This is a genomic window from Cupriavidus sp. 05L310 (genome assembly GCF_056398185.1).
Genome location: NZ_JBFTOX010000004.1, coordinates 113,978 through 132,600 on the forward strand (window position 1 = coordinate 113,978; position 18,623 = coordinate 132,600).

Consider the following 18,623-nt stretch of genomic DNA (forward strand, 5'->3'; position numbering starts at 1 on the left):
CAGATTCCGGCGACGCCTGACCCCTAAGATGCCTGCAAGGCCAGCCGCTGTCACTGTCGCTGGCCCTCACATGCAGCACAAGGAGTCAGTCATGCGCAAACCCAATCGTGCCGCCCGCATCGTCGGCGCAGGCCTGCTCACCGCCGCGCTGCTGGCCGCGGGTCCTGCCTCCGCACGCGGACGCGGCCACGGTGACGGCGACTCAGCCGGCGCTGTCGCGCTGGCCATCGGCGCCCTCGTCGGGCTGGCCGTGGTCGGTACCGCCGTGGCCAGCCAGCCGGTCGTCATGGCCGCCCCGCCCGCGCCGGCTTATGGGCCGGCTTATGGGCCGCCGCCGGGATATTGCTATCGCGATTACGATCGCGCTTATGTGCCATGCGCGCCACAGCCGGCGCCCTATTACTATCAGGAAGCGCCGCAGCCTCGATACCCAGGATACTGAGCGCGACGGCCCGTCAGATCCGGCGGGCCATGGCACCACCGGCATCCTCGCGCGCCCGCTGGCGCAAAAGCCGAGCCAGGCGCTCCCCGGTGCGGAACTGCGTTTCGAGATGGCGGTGCCGGATGCAGTGGCGCCGTTGTTGCGGGGACCGGCGCAGGCTGGCCCGTCTCCGGGCGGCATGGCGATCCTGCCGGGCGCCCTGCTCACGGGCGGCCCGCCAGCTCCAGGGCAAACACCATGCGCTGCAGCCACTTGCCGCTCTGCGCATCCATCTGGCCAAAGCGGCAGCCGAAATGGTTGTACGCCTCGTTGCCGTGCCATGCCTTTCGATGCCGCACCACCTGCAGCGCAAGCTTCATCGCACCCAGGTCGCCAAGATCCAGGCAGCATTGCGCGATGCTGGTCCCGACCGGCAACTGACCCGGTCCGATGCGCATGGAGCGCAAGCCCACCCCGGATACGGACAGGTCCGCGACTTCCATTTCCACAAGCTGGCCGTCGCTTAACAGGATCTGGCAGCGAAAGTCCCTGTCCTGCTGCAGGCGGACGCGAAAATGCCTGCGGCGCGGAACCATATAGATCCCGGCCGGCAAGGAAGCGAGAAACGCCGGTCCGCCGTCGAAGCGGGTGACTGCCGGCGTGGCGAACCGGAAGTGGAACGTGATATCGCCCAGCGATGCCGAGGCGGCCAGTTCGCTGGCGTTCAGGATCGCTTCCAGTTCCAGGCCGTTGCGGCACCAGGCAAGCACGCAGGTGCCTCTGGATGGGTCGACGGACAGAAAGCACGAAGCAACCCGCCACTCCTGCGCAGGTTGAAGATGGAGCCGGGTACGCACGCGGGCCAGATCCTGCAGGATCTGAAGTATCCGGCCCGGATCGCTGAGCCGTTCGATATGGCTGCCAGCAGCCCACGGGAGCGGCAAAGGCGCGCCTAAGGCGTTCGAGGCCATGATGGTATTGCAGACTGGTCCGGGAACACTGCGGCGCTAGCGCTACGATTCATCGGGACTAACTCATTCAAGGTATTCGATCGGACGTTTCTCGCGACTTTCCAGCTTCGAGGGCATATTCGTTGCATCGCATGTTCCGTTGCATGCCGACCGCTCTAACGGCATTGCCAGACAGGTTCTTGAGAAATCCAGCGCTCTCTTCCCCATCTTTTCCATTCGGCGCCATTCCGCCCTTCCCCGGCGGGCTAAAGATTTGATCGCTCCCGCCGTTAGGAGTCGTTTCGCGGTCACATTTCTTTCCGCTTTCGCTTGCCAGCCTGGGCCTGACTCCGCGCCGGGCCGACGCCTCGCGTCAGATCGTTCACCAGCCATTCCAATCCATGAATAGACTTGACTCCGCTTCGACCAACCCGCCGTCATCGGACGGGTTCCAGTACGCCCTTGAGGGTGAGATCCACGCGATACTGGACATCCTGGCCATGCAGGAGCGCAGCCTCGACTTGCGCTTGCCGGACGGGCGCACACTGCACACGAAAGTACTGTCCGTGGATGGGCCAGCCCGCACGTTTACGCTCCAGGGATACGTCAGCGAGCCTGACAATGAGGCAGTACTGGCCTGCGCGCAAAGCGAACTTTCGACTGTCCTGGATGATGTGTCGCTCACGCTTTGCCTGGGCGCCCCGGCCCGCTCCCTGTTCGCCGGCGCCGCCGCGTTCTCGGTGCCGTTCCCGGAAAAACTGTCCCAGGTGCAACGGCGGCGGGACTACAGGGCGGAGACGCTGGATTACCAGTACACATTCGAGGCCGAGTTGCCTGACGGCACCGGACTCATCCTGGACATTGCCGATCTTTCGGCGTCCGGGGTGGGCCTGCGCTCGCGCACACCAGGTACGAATGCCCTGGCCGTCGGGACGTTGCTGCCCAAAGGCAGGCTGCGCTTTGGCACGCTGGCAAGCCTGGAGATGGGGGTTCGCGTGGTACGTTACCAGTCGGTGCATACCGACGGCGATGCGGTACACCACTACGGCTGCGAATTTGTCGCGTTCGAGCAGGGCGCCCTGCTCGATTGACCGGAGTCATTCAACTGGAGTCATTCATGTCCCACCCGCATCGCGTCGTTGGCGCCCTGCTGCTTTCGATGTTTTCGCTTACCGCACTGGCACATGAATCGCTGTGCGCGGCGGCCGAGAATGTTGCGTTCTCATGCACGGTCAAAGGCAACAAGGTTGTATCGCTTTGCGCTTCGCCGGATCTTTCCAAAACGAAAGGGTACGTGCAGTACCGCTTTGGAAAAAAGGGGGCCGTCGAGCTTGCTTACCCGAAACTCACGGATGATCCGCGCAAGCACTTCCGGTGGGGCGTCACCGCTTACTCAGGTGGCGGCACCGATTACTTCCGGTTCTCCAACGGGGGCTACGACTATGTGGTCTACGCCGGCAGCGGCAAGGGCTGGGAAAAGGAAGGGCTTGTCGTCGAGAAGGACGGCAAGCGCGTCGGCAGCTTACTCTGCCGTGACGGAGGGCTAGGTCCGGACAACTGGGCGGTGATGTATTCCGCAGGTTTGCCGGAGCTGGATCAGAGCAAGCCATCGGATCAATTCGATATGCCCTGACCCTGCCATGACCCTGCCCCGATCCAGGCAAGGGGCGGCAGCGCGCGCTGGTCGACCCTGCGCTGGCCGCGTCGGCCAGTCGGAATCTCTCCGGGCCGATGCCAAAACCCTGGCCGAACCGGCATCCGGACTGCAGCCGCCCGGTCAGCCGTCCCGCCCCGCGCAACCCACGATTTCGGCCAAACAAGGGGCGCCCGAGGCCAAATCCGCCGCCTCGGGCGTCCGCGGCCAACCGCGTGGGCGTATAGTCGTCGCTGACCAACGGTGCCGTGCCTGGCTCGTCCCGCACGGCACTGGTATGCGTCCCCAGACATCGGGCCGGCACGCAAGTTGCCACCACTACCAAGGACAACATCATGAAGACCAAAGCCGCCATCGCCTGGAAGGCCGGTGCCCCGCTGACCGTGGAAGAAGTCGACCTGGACGGCCCGCGCGCCGGTGAAGTGCGGGTGGAGATCAAGGCCACCGGCATCTGCCATACCGACTACTACACGCTGTCCGGCGCCGATCCTGAAGGCATCTTCCCGGCCATCCTGGGCCACGAAGGCGCAGGCATCGTTACCGACGTGGGCCCCGGCGTGACCTCGCTCAGGCCCGGCGACCATGTGATCCCCCTGTACACGCCGGAATGCCGCCAGTGCAAGTTCTGCCTGTCGCGCAAGACCAACCTGTGCCAGGCCATCCGCGCCACGCAGGGCAAGGGCCTGATGCCCGACGGCACCTCGCGCTTCTCCATCGACGGCAAGCCGATCTTCCACTACATGGGCACCTCCACCTTCGCCAACCACATCGTGGTGCCGGAGATCGCCCTGGCCAAGATCCGTCCGGATGCCCCTTTCGACAAGGTTTGCTACATCGGCTGCGGCGTGACCACCGGCGTGGGCGCGGTGCTGTTCACCGCCAAGGTGGAAGCCGGCGCCAACGTGGTGGTGTTCGGCCTGGGCGGCATCGGCCTGAACGTGATCCAGGCGGCCAGGATGGTGGGCGCGGACAAGATCATCGGCGTGGACCTGAACCCCGGCCGCGAGGCCATGGCCCGCAAGTTCGGCATGACCCACTTCATCAACCCGAACGAGGTGGAGAACGTGGTGGACCATATCGTGCAGCTGACCGATGGCGGCGCCGACTATTCCTTCGAATGCATCGGCAACACCAAGGTCATGCGCCAGGCGCTGGAGTGCTGCCACAAGGGCTGGGGCAAGTCGATCATCATCGGCGTGGCCGAGGCCGGCGCGGAGATCTCCACCCGCCCGTTCCAGCTGGTCACCGGCCGCGAATGGAAGGGCTCGGCCTTCGGCGGCGCGCGCGGCCGCACCGATGTGCCGAAGATCGTCGACTGGTACATGGACGGCAAGCTCAATATCGACGACCTGATCACCCACACCCTGCCGCTGGAGCGCATCAACGAGGGCTTCGACCTGATGAAGCGCGGCGAGTCGATCCGCTCCGTGGTCCTGTACTGAGGCCCGCCATGCTCGAACTACTCTCAGAGCACGGCTGCTTCGGCGGCGTGCAGCGCTTCTATCGGCACGCCTCGACGACCATCGGCCTGCCGATGCGGTTCTCGGTATTCCTGCCGGCGCAGGCATTGATCCAGCCCGAACGGCGCCTGCCCGCGCTGTTCTACCTGGCCGGCCTGACCTGCACCGAGGAAACCTTCATGATCAAGGCCGGCGCCCAGCGCGTTGCCGCCGAGCATGGCCTGATCCTGGTGGCGCCCGATACCAGTCCGCGCGACACCGGCATCGCCGGCGAGGCGCAGGCATGGGATTTCGGCGCGGGAGCGGGTTTCTACCTGGACGCCACGCAGGCGCCCTGGAGCCAGCACTGGCGCATGGAAAGCTATGTGGCGCAGGAGTTGTTCGACCTCGTCACCACCGCGCTGCCCGCCGATCCTCAGCGTGTCGGCATCTTCGGCCATTCGATGGGCGGGCATGGTGCGCTGGTGCTGGCGCAGCGCCATCCCGGCCGCTTCCGCTCGGTGTCGGCCTTCGCGCCCATCGCCGCGCCCATGCGCTGTCCGTGGGGCGAGAAGGCCTTTAACGGCTATCTGGGCGAGGACCGCGCAAGCTGGGAGCAGTACGACGCCTCGGCGCTGATGCGGCGCCAGGCCAGCGCGCCCTTCCCACGCGGCATCCTGGTCGACCAGGGCCTGGCCGACAAATTCCTCGCCGAACAGCTCTACCCCGAAGCCTTCGAGGCCGCCTGCGCCGCCGTCGGGCAGCCGCTGCTGCTGCGCCGGCACGAGGGCTACGACCACGGCTATTACTTCATCTCGACCTTCATCGAGAACCATATCCGGCATCACGTAGCGCAACTCTGACCATGTGCGGACGGGCTGGACCCCGCCCGTCCGCCTGAACAAGGCATCATGAGCAACCTGACCACCATCGAACTCAAGGCCTTTGTGCCCGCCCGGGATTTCACGCTATCCAGGCAGTTTTACCAGGACCTGGGTTTCGTCATGCCATGGAGCGACGACAACCTGGCCTACCTGCATCACGGAAAGTGCTGCTTCATGCTGCAGAACTTCTATGTGAAAGAGCTGGCCGAAAACCTGATGATGCATTTGCTGGTGGAAGATGTGCAGGCCTGGTGGGACAAGGTCAATGCACAGGATATCGGCGGGCGCTACGGCGTCAGGCTCGTGCCGCCACAGGACCAGCCCTGGCAGATGCGCGACTTCGTGCTGCTCGATCCGTCCGGGGTGTTGTGGCGTATCGGGCAGAACCTGGAGTAAGCGCCGGTGCAGGCGGCGCCGCCTGGTAATACGTTGAAACACGCCGGCGCCCGATGAAACGGAATCCGCCGTGCGACGCCTTGCGTTGCGGCGGGCCGCGCTGGTAGTGTCCTGGATCGCTGTCACCGCGTCATCCGAACGCGGCTTGCGGCCAGCCGAAGGACTTCATCATGACCCGCAGCGCCCGCGCTTTTCGCCTGATTCCCGTGGTGGCCACGCTATTGTTGTCACCCGCCGCCTTCGCGCAGGGTTCACCCGCGGCTGGCGACGAAGCCATGAACGCCATCCAGAGCAACTTTGCGCGCATGACGCCTGCGCCGCGCACGGTGGACAGCATCAATCAGGAACTGAAGCAGAACCATGCCGCGCCGATCGGCGCCAGCGGACGTGGCGGCAGCCGCGGCCGGGGCCGCCAGCGCTCGCAGGACAGCGCCCAGAACGGCCCGGGCGGCACTGCGGCCGATACGCCGGCAAGCCAGGATACGGGGCTGCACGCCAACGCGCCGGGCGCTACGGAGGCGGCCGCGGCGGCTTCAGGCAACCAGTAAAGCCCCGCCTATCGCTGCGCCACCCCGAAACGCTCGCGGTAGTCCCGCGGCGTAATGCCCATCTGGCGCAGGAACGCGCGCCGCAGCCCCTCGTCCGAACCAAATCCGGTGCGCGCGGCAATGGACTTGAGCGGCAGATCGCCTTGTTCAAGCAGCCGCCGCGCCCCTTCGATGCGCGCCGACTCGATAAACGCCATCGGGCTGCTACCCGTCTCCCGCGCGAACACGCGCCGGAAATTGCGCTCGCTCATCGCCACCCGGCCCGCCATCTCCGCCATCGTGAAGTCGTGCGTCAAATCCGAGAGTATCCAGTCCTGCACCCCGCGAATGCCGGCGTGGCTGGTGGCCTGGCTGGCCAGATGCAGGCTGTACTGCGATTGCCCCCCTGGACGCTTGAGGTAGACCACCAGTTCACGCGCGAGGTCTAGCGCCAGTTCGCGGCCAAGGTCTTCCTCGACCACGGCCAGCGCCAGGTCGATGCCCGCAGTCACCCCGGCCGAGGTCCACAGGTTGCCCTGGCGCACAAAGATGGCGTCCGCATCCACTTCCACCGCCGGAAAGCGCTGGCGCAGCAGCGCGGCCACGCCCCAGTGCGTGGTGGCCCGGCGCCCGTCGAGCAGACCCGCGGCGGCCAGGAAGAAGGTGCCCGAACACAGCGCGATCAGCCGCCCGATGCGCGGCGCCACCGCGCGCGCCCAGGGCACGATGCCCTGGGCCTCGTCCATGGCGCGCTCGATATCGCGCGCGCCCACGATCAGGGCGATGTCCGGCAGCAGCACGGTATCGAGCCGGGCCGTGGCCTCCAGCGTCATCAGCGTGTCGGAGCGCACCGGGCCGGTTTCCAGCGCGACGATCCGGGTGGCGTAGGCCGGTGGCTGCCCGCGCTGGGCCAGGCGCACATTGGCGTAGTCGAACACCGTCATGGGGCCGACCGCCTCCATGGCCTTGAATCCGGGGTACACCACGATATCCACCCGCCGTGGGGCGGCGACTGCCTGCGCTTGCATCGATCTGACCGGAATGGAAAGCGGCGATCTTACCCCACTGCCGGCCACGCCCTCGCGCCGGTACAAGCATATGCAGCCGCCGCATTAGTCGGTGGGCGTGCAAGCTTGTGCCAACAAATTCGTTCTGTTGCAGTGAACCAGTTCTTAGCATGGTGCATATCGTCCACATCCCGCAGCCTACCGAGGAGTGTCATGCACCAAGAGCCAGAGCAGCCGTCCGCAGTCAACCGTTCCTCGCCCGAGGGCAATCCGCGCAGCACGGGCGCCCTGAACCGCCGCGGCTGGCTGCAGGCCGCCGGCGCGCTCGCCATCGCCGGCGGCGTCGCGCCCTTTATCTGGACCTCCAGGCCCAGCGCCGCCACCGGCCAGCTCAAGCCGGTCAAGCTGGCCTGGAACGCCAGTTCCGTGTGCCTGGCGCCGGTTGCCGCGGCGCTGAAGGAAAACATCTTCCGCAACCACGGGCTGGACGTGGAGCTGATCAACTTTGGCGGCTCGACCGACCAGTTGCTCGAAGCCATTGCCACCAGGAAAGCGGACGCCGGCGTGGGCATGGCGCTGCGCTGGCTCAAGCCGCTCGAGCAAGGCTTCGACGTCAAGCTGACGGCGGCCACCCACGGCGGCTGCATGCGGCTGCTGACCCTGAGCAACTCGGGCGTGACCGACCTGAAGAGCCTCAAGGGCAAGACCGTGGCCGTCAGCGACATGGCCAGCCCGGCCAAGAACTTCTTTTCCATCCTGCTGGCCAAGCGCGGCATCGACCCCGTGCGCGATGTGCAGTGGCGCCAGTACCCGGCCGACCTGCTCGGCATCGCGCTGGAAAAAGGCGAAGCCCAGGCCGCCGCCGACGGCGACCCGCGCACCTACCTGCTGCGCAAGGAGCGCGGCCTGGTCGAGGTCGCCACCAACCTGTCGGACGAATACGCCAACCGCGCCTGCTGCGTGCTCGGCATTCGCGGCAGCCTGATCCGCGAGGACAGGCAGACCGCCTCGGCGCTCACCCACGCCGTGCTGCAGGCGCAGGACTGGACGGTGGCCAATCCCGCAGGCGCGGCGCGGCATTTCGCCGAGTTCGCCAAGGTGCCGCAGGCCGATGTGGTGGCCATGCTCAAGAGCCATACGCACGGCCACCATCCGGTGGGCGCGGACCTGAAGAAGGAGCTGGCGCAATACACCGACGAACTCAAGCTGGTGTCGGTGATCCGGCCCGGCACCGATTCCAGCAAATTCGCGGAGCGCATCTATGCCAACGTTCTCGGCTGACGGGCAGCGCGGCGCGCTGGACAGCGCACAGGCGCTTGCCGGACACGATGCCTTCGACGCGCCCGATGACTTCCTGGCCTTGCCCGCGCCCGCGATCCCGCGTGTCTGGCTGGCCGGCGCACTGGCCGCGGCGGCCTGGCTGGCCGTCGCCGCCGTGGTGAAGTTCTGGCCCGAGCCGGAAGACTGGCCACTGACGCATGAAGCCGCCTCGCTGTTCGCGGGTATCGCCGCCGTGCTGCTGGTGCTGGCATTCGTGCAGCACCGGCTGGGCGGCATCGGCGCCGCGCTGCGCCGTGCCGGACCGTGGCTGCTGGTGCTCGCGGCGCTGACGCTGATCTGGGAACTGGTGACCGCCAAGCTGGGCCTGTTGCCGCGCCCCTTCTTCGCGCCGCCGCAAGCGCTGCTTGAAGTGTTTCTCGAGGACTATGCGCGGCTGGCCGACGCGGTGGCGCACTCGCTGCGCCTGCTGGCCACCGGCTACCTGCTGGGCGCGCTGGCGGGCTTCCTGACCGGCGTGGCCATCGGCTGGTCGAGCCGCGCCGGCTACTGGGTCCACCCGGTGCTGCGCCTGCTGGGGCCGCTGCCGGCCACGGCATGGCTGCCGATCGTGTTCTTCGCCTTTCCCAGCAGCGCCAGCGCGGCCACCTTCCTGGTGGCGCTGGCGACCTGGTTCCCGGTCACGGTGCTGACGTGGTCTGGCGTGGCGGCGGTGGACCCGGCGTATTACGACGTGGCCCGCACCCTCGGTGCCAAAGAGCGCTTCCTGGTGCTGAAAGTCGCCGTGCCCGCGGCGCTGCCGAGCGTGTTCGTCGGCCTGTTCATGGGCCTGGGCGCATCGTTCTCGGTGCTGGTGGTGGCCGAGATGCTGGGTGTCAAGTCCGGCCTGGGCTGGTACCTGCAATGGGCCCAGGGCTGGGCCGCCTACGCCAGCATGTACGGCGCGCTGCTGGTGATGGCGATCCTGTTCTCAGGGCTCATCACCTTGCTGTTCCGCTCGCGGGACCGCCTGCTGGCCTGGCAAAAAGGAGTGGTCAAATGGTAAGCGCCGTGCTCGACGAACCCGCCCGGGCCCAGCCTGCGCAAGCTGCCATCGACACGGCCGGCGCCGCCGGCAACGGCGTGCGCCTGACCATCGACCAGGTCAGCCATCATTTCACGCTGCGCGACCAGGTGCTGCCGGTGCTCAGCCGCGTCAGCCTGACTGCGGAGCCGGGCGAGTTCGTTGCCCTGCTCGGTCCCAGCGGCTGCGGCAAGTCCACCCTGCTGCGGCTGGTGGCCGGGCTGGAGCCGCCACGGCGCGGCACGCTGGCGGTGGATGGCGTACCGATCGGCGGGCCTGACCCGAGCCGGGTGGTGGTGTTCCAGGACCCCACGCTCTACCCGTGGCGCACCGTATGGGACAACGCCGCGCTCGGCCTGGAAGCGCGCGGCTTGCTCGGCAGCCAGCGCGCCCGCGTGGACGATGCGCTGGCACGCGTGGGCCTGACCGACTTCGCCCGCGCCTATCCGCGCCAGCTGTCCGGCGGCATGGCGCAACGCGCCGCGCTGGCGCGCGCTCTGGTCAACGAGCCGCGCCTGCTGATCCTCGACGAGCCGCTGGGCAAGCTCGATTCGCTGACGCGCCTGAGCATGCAGGGCGAGCTGGTAGCGCTGTGGCAGCGCTCGCGCTTTACCGCGCTGCTGGTTACGCACGACGTGGAGGAAGCGCTGCTGCTGGCCACGCGCGTGATCGTGTTCAGCGAACGCCCCGCCCGCATCACGGCGGAACTCAGGATCGACCGCGACTATCCGCGCCATCGCGACGACCCCGAACTGATCCGGCTGCGCCGCGAGATCCTCGGCCTGCTGGGGCTGGGCCAGGGATGGTAAGCCAACGCAGGCGAGGCGGCCATGCCCGATGAGCTCTGGCATCTGCACGGCACCTGGTGGCTGGGGCCCGACCCGCTACCAGGCGGCATGGCGGACGGCATGCGTACGCGTACCCTGCCGCGCTTGCCCTCTGGCATCCCGGCGGCGACAAGGCGCATGGCGGGCGTGATCGCCCTGGCGGCTTGCGCGATCGCCCTGCCGCTTTGGCTCTTCGCCGGCACGCCGTGGCAATCGCACGCCGAACCCGGTCCCCTGCTGCGCCAAGCCCAGGCGCGTGGCGAACTGGTGGTGGGCGTGCATGTGTATCCGCGCCCGACGCCGCCGGGCCGGCCGCTGGTGGCAAAACCCGATCCGGGTGAAGCCGGGCTGGCCGCGGAACTGGGCCGTGCACTGGGCGTCCCGGTCAGGCTGCGGCATTTGCCGGTAGCCAGCGCCGGCGGCAACGAGCACCCCGCTATCGATCTCGCTTTTGGCGCGGCGGCGGACGGCGCGTATCCTCGCGCAGCCTCGGTACGGGCACCAGGCACGCCTCGCGGCACTTTGCTGACCCTGCGCTTCGCGCCGGTAAGCCGGCTCGATGCGCTCGACGGCAAGACCGCCTGCGTGAGCGAAGGCAGCCCTTTCCAGGCGCTCCTGACCCGAGCTGGCGCCGGGCTTCGCCGCTACCCCTCGCCGCTGCAGTCGCTGCTGGCGTTCCGCCGTGGCGAGTGCGCGGCGGTGGCGGAAGATGCCGCGCTGATCGCGCGCGTGATGCGCTTGCCGGAATGGCGCTTCTTCGCGGCGGCGCCGCTGCTGCTCGATGGCGAGGGCGCGACGCTGACGCTGCGCCAGCCTGACGCGCAATCGGCGCGCTACCTGGAGCACTGGCTGGCGCGCTGGCAACGCGACGGGCGGCTTGCACGGCTGCGAGATGCAGCCGCCGGCGACGCCGCCTTCAACATGATGCTGGTCGAGAGCGGGCTGATCTGCCATTGAACATCCACCAGACAAAACAGGAGCAAGAATGCATTTGAAACCCACCGGCACGACCAGCCGGCAGCGGATTTCGGAGTGGCATCGCGAAAGCGGCTTCACGCCCGCCGCGCCAACCCCCGATGCCACCGGTACGGCCGGCGCGGCGCGTCCCCTGCGCACGGACGAAGCCTTGCGCGCATTGTCCGCGCGCTTTGCCGCACGCGCCGCCACGCATGACCGCGACGCCACCTTTGCCTTCGAGAACATCGCCGAACTCCACCAGCTCGGGCTGCTCGACCTCACCGTGCCGCGCGCGCTCGGCGGTGCCGGCGCCGGGCTGGCGGAAGCGCGCCGCGTGGTCCATCACGTGGCTGCGGGCGATCCGTCCACGGCACTGGTGCTGGTGATGCAGATCCTCGGCCATCGCAACCTGGCGCAGGACACGCAATGGCCGGCTGACATCCGCGAACAGGTGCAACGCAGCGCGGTGGAACAAGGCGCGCTGATCAATTCCCTGCGCGTGGAGCCCGCGCTGGGCTCTCCCGCGCGCGGCGGCCTGCCGGCCACGGTGGCGCGCCGGCAGGGCGACGGCTGGCTGCTGTCGGGCCACAAGATCTATTCCACCGGCATCCCGGCGCTAAGCTGGCTGGCCGTATGGGGCCGCACCGACGAGCCCAGCCCGCGCACCGGTGTGTTCCTGGTGCCGCGCGACGCGCCCGGCATCACCGTGTTGCCTACCTGGGACCATCTCGGCATGCGCGCCACCGGCAGCCACGACGTGGTCTTCGACAACACCCCGCTGTCCGCCGCCCATGCGGTCGACCTGCGCCTGCCCGAAGCCTGGGCGGAACGCCATGACCCGGCCTGGGCCGTGTGGACATCCACCCTGCTCGGCACGCTGTACAACGCCGTGGCGCACAGCGCCAGCGACTGGTTTGTCGCGTGGCTCAACCTGCGCGCCCCCGGCAGCCTGGGCGCGCCGCTGGCCACGCTGCCACGCTTCCAGGAAGCGGTGGGCCGCATCGACAGCTGGCTGCTGGCCAACCGCATCCTGCTGGACCGCTTCAGCGCCGATGCCGATGCCGGCGCGCCGGCCAGCGCCACGGACAGCAACCTGCTCAAGCTCAACATCACCGACAACGCCATCGCCGCCGTCGAGCTTGCGGTCAGGCTCGCCGGCAACCCCGCCTTGTCGCGCGGCAACCCGCTTGAGCGCCATTACCGCAACGTGCTGTGCAGCCGCATCCATACCCCGCAGAACGACGCCATCCTGGTGAGCGCCGGCGAGCAGGCGCTGCGCGCCGCGGCGCACGCCAACCCGCCCGGCACCAACGCCTGAGACCATCATGACCCGACCCGATTCCCAGCCACGCCGCATCGCCATCGTGGGAGGCGGCATGGCCGGCACCCTGACCGCCATCCGGTTGTTGCGCGACAGCAGCGCACCGCTCGCCATCCACCTGTTCGAGCCGCGTGCCGAGCCGGGGCGCGGGCTGGCCTACAGCACGCAAGACCCGGCGCACTACCTCAACGGGCCCGCGCTGAACTTCAGCCTTCACCCCGATGCGCTGGAAGACTTCTCGCAATGGCTGGTGCGCCATGGTCACGCCGCCCCCGCCGAGGCCGACAACGCCATCGCTCCGCGCGGCGTGTACGGCGACTACCTGCAAGACACCCTGGCGCGCGCGCTGGCAGGCGCGGCCGGGCACGCCACGCTGGAACATGTGCGAGCGGAAATCACCGACGTGACCATCGGCGTGCCGCACCGCGTGCGCAGCGCCGACGGCCGCGCCTGGGATACGGACCACATCGTGCTGGCCACTGGCGTGCAGCCCGCGCGGCCGGCGCTGGCGCAAGACGACGCGCTCGAAGCCGATGGCCGCTACGTGCCGGACCCCTGGCAGCCCGAAGCACTGGCCCGGCTCGCGAACGCACGCGAGATCGCCCTGATCGGCACCAGCCTGACCATGCTCGACGTGGTCGCCACGCTGGAGCGCCTCGGCTTCACCGGCACCTACCACGCGTTCTCCCGGCGTGCGCTGGTACCCTGGCTGCGCCACAACGCCGGCCCCTGCGACGACTTCCTGGCCGCAGCGGGACCTGTAGCGCTGGCCGCGCCCACCGCGCGCGACGTGGTCCGGCGGGTGCGCCGGCAAAGCGCTGCACTGACGGCGCAAGGCCTCGACTGGCAAAGCGTGCCGCCCGCGCTGCGTACCTACATCGGCCCGCTGTGGGCGGCCGCCAGCGTGCCGGAGCGCCAGCGCTTCCTGCGCCATGTGCGGCCCTTCTGGGACAACCTGCTGCACCGCGCCGCGCCGCCCACGCATGCGGTATTCGAGGCGGTGCGCGCACAGGGACGCCTGCACGTACACGCCGCCCGCGTCACCGCACTGGCGCCGGCCGATGACGGGAACACCGCGAGCGGCTGGCAGCGTGGCGGTCACGGGAGCGAGGGAAGAAGCCACCGCGTGGCCCTGCACCTGTCGCGCCCGCTGCCCGCGCCCTCCACTGTGGACGCGGCCATCAACTGCACCGGCGCGGAGTACGGCTGGCACGCAGGCAACACCCGGCCCCTGGTGCGCAGCCTGCTGGCGCGCGGCCTGGTGCGGCCGGCGGCAGCCGGGTCCGGCCTCGACGGCGACGCGCGCGGCCGCGTATTCGATCGCGGCGGCCGCCTCGTGCCCGGCCTCAGCACGCTGGGCGCACCGCTGCGCGGGGCATTGTGGGAGTCGGGCACCATCATCGACGTGCGCAACCAGGCGGCAGCGCTGGCGGCACGGCTGGTGGAGGAACTCGGACTGACGGCCGAGACCGAGGCGCAGGCGGCCTAGCCGGCAGGCATCCGGCCAAGGGCATGCGCAGCCTGATTCAGCCAACGCTTGCCAAAGGCATCCGGTGCTGGCATATAATCCCGTCCGGGCGCCGGCAGGGCGCCCGCTCCCGCAAAAGCCAGCGCACCTGCCTGCCCGTACCGTACGGCGCCGAGCGATCCAGCCCGGCACCGCCAGTTCGTTGCAAGAACCACAACGTTGACCTTTTTTGCCGCCGCGGGAAACGGCATTGCAAGGACATGACATGTGGCTCACAACGCTCAACGCTCCATCCCGCCTTCCCAATAGCGATTTCCTGCGCCGCCATGCACGCAGGCTGTTGCGCCAGCTCCACGCCGGAGAAGCCATGCAGGCGCTACCGGTAATCCGGCGCATCCACCGCGAGCAGGTACGCGCGCAAAGCGTCGCGGAACTCTACCGGCTGCGCCACACACTACAGCTCAAGCACTGCCTGCAACTGCTGGCGGCCGAACTGGGCTACGCCGGCTGGGCCGCGTGCAAACGCGACATCGACGGCCGCCCCGCCAGGGTACTGGACCGCTACCGTCTCGACCTCTGCGAGTTCGGCGACTACCAGCAACTCTGGTTCGCCGACCGGCAAGGCGCCCAGGCATGGCAAGCGTCCAACGGCGGTTACGTGGTCACGTATGGTGAACAAGCGGCGGTGCTGCTGACGGGCAACGCCATGCCGGCGATGCGTGACTGACCGGGGGAGAACCACGGCTCGGGCCGAAGACCCTGAGAAATAGAGGTAGCAAGGGATTCCTGCCGGCCCGGGAACGGGCCGGCGCTATTTTCGCCTTCCATGCGTAACCTCATCCGCAGGTAGTTCGAGGAGGCGGCGCATCTTCTGGCCGCGCCGGATCGTGAACAGCGTGTCTCAGAAACTCAACTGCATCAATTGCAGTCGGCACGCCAAGTCCTGCGTGACCCCAGCGGCCATTGGCAGGCATGCCCGCAACGTGATTCGTATCGAGTTAGTGTGCAGGCGTCGACCGGCCGCCAAGAAAAGGCCGGTCGCACGCCAGTTGAGCGCAGTAGCCTGCCCCCCTTCAGGTCACCGCTCGGGTGGCAAGCTGCGAAAGCGGGTGACATGGGCGCGAGCCCCTGTTCGCTGAAAACTCGGTTGGCGCATGAAGTGGAGCCGCGATGCTCCCGAAGACGTTCCACCAATCGCTGCCGCGAAGCCTCACTCCCCTGTTGGCGTCACGGCCCTCGACGCTGCTGCCGACCGTTGTTGTCCAGTCACCCTTTGAGTTATCGTAACGCCTCATTGCTATGTTGTTTTCACGGCTTTGATGAATGCGTTGCGTACTAAATCGACTGCTGTTTGCAAGCCTTGGCAGCATCGAAGCGATACTCCGGTTTTCCGTGACGACTCATCACATCGCCCCGGGTCGCAAATGCATGCTGTTGAGCAGCGTATCCCACGCCTGGATCGCGCCGGCCTCGTCGACGAGCGAAGATACTTCTTCCGGCTTCACCCCGCGATCCTTGTCAGCATCGGTCAGTGCACTTCCCAGCCTCAACTGGATCTCGGTGTGCGGTTGCGCCATCGAATGGTGGACCCCTGGCGCCAGAAGATAGAAACGGTATAGCTGGCTCCCACCCTCCTTGATGGAAAACAGCACTTCTTCCGCCTCCATGCCCGCGACCGGGCGCTTGCCTTCGCGCAGAATCTGGACGCTGCCTTGCGCGCGCAACTGCCGACGTAGATCGGGCAGGGTTTTGAGCAGCGACGATTGCTGATCCACATCCACCGCATCGCGCATCTTGATGACAAACGCGGACGCTCGGCCGGGTTGCAGGACAATGGTTTGCTCGGCCAGTTCGCTGTTGCGCGAAGGCCCGCCGATCAGTGCACCCGGAATGCAAAAGCCGCGTTCCGTTGGAACCGTCCAGTCATCGCGGTAAGTGATATTTTGGTATACATCGGTTGAGCGTTGCGTGACCTTCTGTATCCCGCTGCTGCGCTGAACGTCGAACTTCATGGTCAGCATCGTGCTGCCGGCGAGCACGTAACCCTCGGCGGTGAAAGGGTAATCCTCTCTCACCTTCGTTTTGAAAATCAACAGACGGGAATTGGGTGTGGGCGAAACGGCTTGCTCCAGCCAAGGAGCATCGGTCTTATGAAGACCATTGTCCCCCGTTCTCATCATTTCATCGGTGAGCGGGATGGACATGATTCGCTTGTTGGCTCGCAACTCGCTTTCGCGCGCATCGACTCTGTAGTGGAACGTTCCCGGGCTGACATCTCTGGCAATATCAATCTTGTTGCCCCAGTATTCGTATTTCTCGTAGCTGAGTCCGCTACGAGCAGGGCGATCCATCACAAGTCGGCCAATGCACCACGGACGCGGATCGGCAAGCAAGGGGTTGTTGGTCATTTCGGGCTCCACGGGAACCGTCCGCACGCAGGCGGACAGGCTACATATCGACAGGAAGAGGGCCGCGCGCAGTACGCGTGAACTGATCCGATTGGGATTCATTGGGAGGCCACCTTGGTGCTGTGCACAATCTGCGCCACGCTGTACAGGGTGGCCCAGCGTGTCCAGGGATGATCGAAACACTTCTGATGCTCATAGCCACCTTGCACAAAGGCCATCTGCACGCCCGTGGCTTTAGTTTCCGACAGATCCGGTATCACCCCACGGCCTTGCGCTGCGGCAGACCATGCCGGCACGGTGCCATCGCCTGGGATGATGCCGTTGTCTTTCTCTCCCGGCTTTGGCGCGACCGCTTGTTGTTGCACGGTGAGTGTGACAGTTCTTCCCCCGACCACGATCCTGAGTACGCCGTGCTGATCGTCGCCCACCCATTTAGCGGCTCTTAGCTCAGCTTCCCCGACACCTTCGGGAAGGTCGCCCCGCCACACCACCCTGCCCCAGGTTTGCAGGTTTTTCGCCGGTTCACTGAATTCCAGCTTGTCAGGCTCATGCGTGCCATCGGAGCGTTGTGGATCGAGCGCGCCGTCTCCGTACAGCGCATAGGTGTTGGCGTGGTAGTTGTTCATCAGCTCCTTTTGCCGATCCACTACATTACTCATCATTTTTTTAAAGTGTTCATGCACAGTGGAAGAATCCATTTCCTCTTCCAGGCGCTTCTTCACAATCCCTGCCGGATCTAACAACTAACTATCGGGCAACAACCCGTACCACGCGTCGTTGATGTAGAGCTCGTCCAGTGCGCTTTGCTTGGGCAAGGCCATACGTACTTCGCCGGCCTTATCCACAAAGATCCACCACGGCTTGCGATCGTGGTAATCCGGCATCGGCGACAACTCCATCGGACCTTCCGCGTTACTGGCAATCGCCACGAACTCGGCCGCGCAGCGGCCCATCAGGCTCTTGTTGATGAAATCCTCTCCCCCCGTGCGGAACCGTTTGGCAAACAGCGGCGCCCCGGTGGCAGGTTGCGCGCCGTGGATCACGCCGAGCATGTCGTTGGCGCCGCCGCAAAGTTGCGAGGCCATGCGCGCCACTAGGCCGCCCATCGAGTGCGTGATGATGATGGCCTTGTCCGTCCGGTTTTCCCGGCAGATCTCCCGGATGCCCATGATGCGCGTGACCTCCTGGCTCTCGGGATCCTTGAAATCCATGCCGTCCAGCACTTGCTGGCCTGAGACCTGATTCGACTGCAGAAAGTTGTAGCCAATGGCGTAGACGGGATAGCGATAGTTGATTAGTGACTTGAACACGTCGGAGCACGCGTCAATCGGTCCGCCAGGACCATAGGCGCCGTAATCGGATGGGTGCGTGCCAAGCACGGCTTTCAGCGCGGCCTTCTCGCCCTCTGCATCACCGTGTGCCCATTCGCCGTGGAGCTTGCCATCGAGCATGGGGTGGTTGAGTGTGTACTCCAGCCAGGCCAGCGTGGCCTGATAACTCCAGCGGTGCACCGTGCTCCAGCCGCGCCGCCTCGCCTCCTTCTCGCTCAAGCCGCTGTTACCTACTTTGACTGGACCGCGGGGATCAACCACGGCCGGTACGGGGTCGAAGCGTCTCGCGCGCCCGGCGGCGCTGGCGAACCAGCCTGCAATGACAGAAATCGCACCCGAAATGCCCGAAACCACGCCATCCATGTTGGGCGGGTACCACACTTCTTCACCGGTGTCCTTGTTGGCCAGTAGCGAGCCCATCACGCCAGGCAGGAAGATGACCGGAATGGGCGAACGCGGATCAAAGCTTATTTCCTTGCAACGCTGGTCACTATCTGGCGTGAGCACTGCGCGTGCGGAGGCCACGCCATCCGGGTCGAATCCACTGGCAAGCCGGACAACGTCATCACTTCCGTGTCCGGTGTCGGGGACCGTTGCGTTTTGATTGTCTTGTGCGAGCGGATTTACGTCAGGTGTGCTGCTGCTCATAGGGCTACTCATGAGTCTGCCTGGTTTGCGAAGCGTTGGAATGA

Annotated in this window: 19 protein-coding genes; 14 read left to right on the top strand and 5 right to left on the bottom strand. The window is 66.6% G+C overall.

Going from position 1 to position 18,623, the window contains the following annotated elements; all coding sequences use genetic code 11:
- Positions 1-91: 91 nt before the first annotated feature.
- Positions 92-442, top strand: a complete 351-nt coding sequence (locus tag AC1DS6_RS03950) for a mechanosensitive ion channel protein MscS (protein ID WP_441627830.1) — start codon at positions 92-94, stop codon at positions 440-442.
- A gap of 203 nt (positions 443-645) precedes the next feature.
- Here the strand turns inward: AC1DS6_RS03950 and AC1DS6_RS03955 are convergent, their stop codons facing one another.
- On the bottom strand, positions 646-1,365 hold the full coding sequence (locus AC1DS6_RS03955) for a flagellar brake protein (RefSeq protein WP_477102107.1): 720 nt from the start codon (positions 1,363-1,365) through the stop codon (positions 646-648).
- A gap of 407 nt (positions 1,366-1,772) precedes the next feature.
- Between AC1DS6_RS03955 and AC1DS6_RS03960 the strand changes: the two genes are divergently transcribed.
- The 6 genes from AC1DS6_RS03960 to AC1DS6_RS03985 all read left to right on the top strand — a co-directional run bounded on the left by AC1DS6_RS03960 (position 1,773) and on the right by AC1DS6_RS03985 (position 6,292).
- Complete coding sequence (locus AC1DS6_RS03960; protein WP_477102108.1) at positions 1,773-2,462, top strand: flagellar brake protein; 690 nt, start codon at positions 1,773-1,775, stop codon at positions 2,460-2,462.
- A 26-nt stretch (positions 2,463-2,488) separates the two neighbouring features.
- Entirely contained in the window at positions 2,489-3,004 is a 516-nt protein-coding gene (locus AC1DS6_RS03965) for a hypothetical protein (RefSeq protein ID WP_477102109.1), read from the top strand.
- A gap of 356 nt (positions 3,005-3,360) precedes the next feature.
- Positions 3,361-4,467: an S-(hydroxymethyl)glutathione dehydrogenase/class III alcohol dehydrogenase gene (locus AC1DS6_RS03970; RefSeq protein WP_477102110.1), complete on the top strand. Its 1,107-nt coding sequence runs from the start codon at positions 3,361-3,363 to the stop codon at positions 4,465-4,467.
- Between the two features lie 8 nt (positions 4,468-4,475).
- On the top strand, positions 4,476-5,327 hold the full coding sequence (gene fghA / locus AC1DS6_RS03975; RefSeq protein WP_441627840.1) for an S-formylglutathione hydrolase: 852 nt from the start codon (positions 4,476-4,478) through the stop codon (positions 5,325-5,327).
- 48 nt (positions 5,328-5,375) lie between these two features.
- Positions 5,376-5,744: a VOC family protein gene (locus AC1DS6_RS03980; protein WP_477102111.1), complete on the top strand. Its 369-nt coding sequence runs from the start codon at positions 5,376-5,378 to the stop codon at positions 5,742-5,744.
- A 170-nt stretch (positions 5,745-5,914) separates the two neighbouring features.
- Positions 5,915-6,292: a hypothetical protein gene (locus tag AC1DS6_RS03985; RefSeq protein WP_477102112.1), complete on the top strand. Its 378-nt coding sequence runs from the start codon at positions 5,915-5,917 to the stop codon at positions 6,290-6,292.
- Positions 6,293-6,300: 8 nt separating this feature from the next.
- Here the strand turns inward: AC1DS6_RS03985 and AC1DS6_RS03990 are convergent, their stop codons facing one another.
- Positions 6,301-7,299 (bottom strand): GlxA family transcriptional regulator, encoded by a 999-nt coding sequence (locus tag AC1DS6_RS03990; RefSeq protein WP_477102113.1) that lies wholly within the window; start codon positions 7,297-7,299, stop codon positions 6,301-6,303.
- A gap of 192 nt (positions 7,300-7,491) precedes the next feature.
- On the opposite strand from AC1DS6_RS03990, the gene AC1DS6_RS03995 reads away from it, so the two are divergent.
- The 7 genes from AC1DS6_RS03995 to AC1DS6_RS04025 all read left to right on the top strand — a co-directional run bounded on the left by AC1DS6_RS03995 (position 7,492) and on the right by AC1DS6_RS04025 (position 14,919).
- Positions 7,492-8,559 carry an ABC transporter substrate-binding protein gene (locus AC1DS6_RS03995; protein ID WP_477102114.1) on the top strand — a complete coding sequence of 356 codons (1,068 nt, stop codon included), beginning with the start codon at positions 7,492-7,494 and terminating at the stop codon, positions 8,557-8,559.
- Positions 8,540-9,601, top strand: a complete 1,062-nt coding sequence (locus AC1DS6_RS04000) for an ABC transporter permease (protein ID WP_477102115.1) — start codon at positions 8,540-8,542, stop codon at positions 9,599-9,601. The genes AC1DS6_RS03995 and AC1DS6_RS04000 overlap by 20 nt, the downstream gene beginning before the upstream one ends.
- Positions 9,595-10,428, top strand: a complete 834-nt coding sequence (locus AC1DS6_RS04005; protein ID WP_441627852.1) for an ABC transporter ATP-binding protein — start codon at positions 9,595-9,597, stop codon at positions 10,426-10,428. Before AC1DS6_RS04000 ends, AC1DS6_RS04005 begins: the two co-directional genes overlap by 7 nt.
- Positions 10,429-10,449: 21 nt before the next feature.
- Entirely contained in the window at positions 10,450-11,403 is a 954-nt protein-coding gene (locus AC1DS6_RS04010; protein WP_477102116.1) for a substrate-binding periplasmic protein, read from the top strand.
- 28 nt (positions 11,404-11,431) lie between these two features.
- Positions 11,432-12,721, top strand: coding sequence for an acyl-CoA dehydrogenase family protein (locus tag AC1DS6_RS04015; RefSeq protein ID WP_477102117.1), 1,290 nt, complete (start codon positions 11,432-11,434; stop codon positions 12,719-12,721).
- A gap of 7 nt (positions 12,722-12,728) precedes the next feature.
- Positions 12,729-14,213 (top strand): FAD/NAD(P)-binding protein, encoded by a 1,485-nt coding sequence (locus AC1DS6_RS04020; protein WP_477102118.1) that lies wholly within the window; start codon positions 12,729-12,731, stop codon positions 14,211-14,213.
- A 244-nt stretch (positions 14,214-14,457) separates the two neighbouring features.
- A complete protein-coding gene (locus AC1DS6_RS04025; RefSeq protein WP_477102119.1) occupies positions 14,458-14,919 on the top strand; it encodes a hypothetical protein in 462 nt (153 codons plus the stop codon).
- Positions 14,920-15,595: 676 nt separating this feature from the next.
- On the opposite strand, the gene AC1DS6_RS04030 is transcribed toward AC1DS6_RS04025, so the two are convergent.
- From AC1DS6_RS04030 to AC1DS6_RS04040, 3 genes are all read right to left on the bottom strand, one after another.
- Positions 15,596-16,600 (bottom strand): T6SS immunity protein Tli4 family protein, encoded by a 1,005-nt coding sequence (locus AC1DS6_RS04030; protein ID WP_441627862.1) that lies wholly within the window; start codon positions 16,598-16,600, stop codon positions 15,596-15,598.
- A gap of 98 nt (positions 16,601-16,698) precedes the next feature.
- On the bottom strand, positions 16,699-17,343 hold the full coding sequence (locus AC1DS6_RS04035; RefSeq protein WP_441627864.1) for a hypothetical protein: 645 nt from the start codon (positions 17,341-17,343) through the stop codon (positions 16,699-16,701).
- Complete coding sequence (locus AC1DS6_RS04040; protein ID WP_441627866.1) at positions 17,344-18,579, bottom strand: esterase/lipase family protein; 1,236 nt, start codon at positions 18,577-18,579, stop codon at positions 17,344-17,346.
- Between the last annotated feature and the right edge of the window lie 44 nt (positions 18,580-18,623).

Bases quoted from the DNA above. Each gene is read 5' to 3' on its own strand.
- AC1DS6_RS03960 (WP_477102108.1), top strand. From the start codon at position 1,773: ATGAATAGACTTGACTCCGCTTCGACCAACCCGCCGTCATCGGACGGG.
- AC1DS6_RS04010 (WP_477102116.1), top strand. From the start codon at position 10,450: ATGCCCGATGAGCTCTGGCATCTGCACGGCACCTGGTGGCTGGGGCCC.
- AC1DS6_RS03950 (WP_441627830.1), top strand. From the start codon at position 92: ATGCGCAAACCCAATCGTGCCGCCCGCATCGTCGGCGCAGGCCTGCTC.
- AC1DS6_RS04000 (WP_477102115.1), top strand. From the start codon at position 8,540: ATGCCAACGTTCTCGGCTGACGGGCAGCGCGGCGCGCTGGACAGCGCA.
- AC1DS6_RS04020 (WP_477102118.1), top strand. From the start codon at position 12,729: ATGACCCGACCCGATTCCCAGCCACGCCGCATCGCCATCGTGGGAGGC.
- AC1DS6_RS03970 (WP_477102110.1), top strand. From the start codon at position 3,361: ATGAAGACCAAAGCCGCCATCGCCTGGAAGGCCGGTGCCCCGCTGACC.
- AC1DS6_RS03980 (WP_477102111.1), top strand. From the start codon at position 5,376: ATGAGCAACCTGACCACCATCGAACTCAAGGCCTTTGTGCCCGCCCGG.
- fghA (WP_441627840.1), top strand. From the start codon at position 4,476: ATGCTCGAACTACTCTCAGAGCACGGCTGCTTCGGCGGCGTGCAGCGC.
- AC1DS6_RS03985 (WP_477102112.1), top strand. From the start codon at position 5,915: ATGACCCGCAGCGCCCGCGCTTTTCGCCTGATTCCCGTGGTGGCCACG.
- AC1DS6_RS04025 (WP_477102119.1), top strand. From the start codon at position 14,458: ATGTGGCTCACAACGCTCAACGCTCCATCCCGCCTTCCCAATAGCGAT.
- AC1DS6_RS04005 (WP_441627852.1), top strand. From the start codon at position 9,595: ATGGTAAGCGCCGTGCTCGACGAACCCGCCCGGGCCCAGCCTGCGCAA.
- AC1DS6_RS03995 (WP_477102114.1), top strand. From the start codon at position 7,492: ATGCACCAAGAGCCAGAGCAGCCGTCCGCAGTCAACCGTTCCTCGCCC.
- AC1DS6_RS03965 (WP_477102109.1), top strand. From the start codon at position 2,489: ATGTCCCACCCGCATCGCGTCGTTGGCGCCCTGCTGCTTTCGATGTTT.
- AC1DS6_RS04015 (WP_477102117.1), top strand. From the start codon at position 11,432: ATGCATTTGAAACCCACCGGCACGACCAGCCGGCAGCGGATTTCGGAG.
- AC1DS6_RS04040 (WP_441627866.1), bottom strand. From the start codon at position 18,579: ATGAGCAGCAGCACACCTGACGTAAATCCGCTCGCACAAGACAATCAA.
- AC1DS6_RS03990 (WP_477102113.1), bottom strand. From the start codon at position 7,299: ATGCAAGCGCAGGCAGTCGCCGCCCCACGGCGGGTGGATATCGTGGTG.
- AC1DS6_RS04030 (WP_441627862.1), bottom strand. From the start codon at position 16,600: ATGACCAACAACCCCTTGCTTGCCGATCCGCGTCCGTGGTGCATTGGC.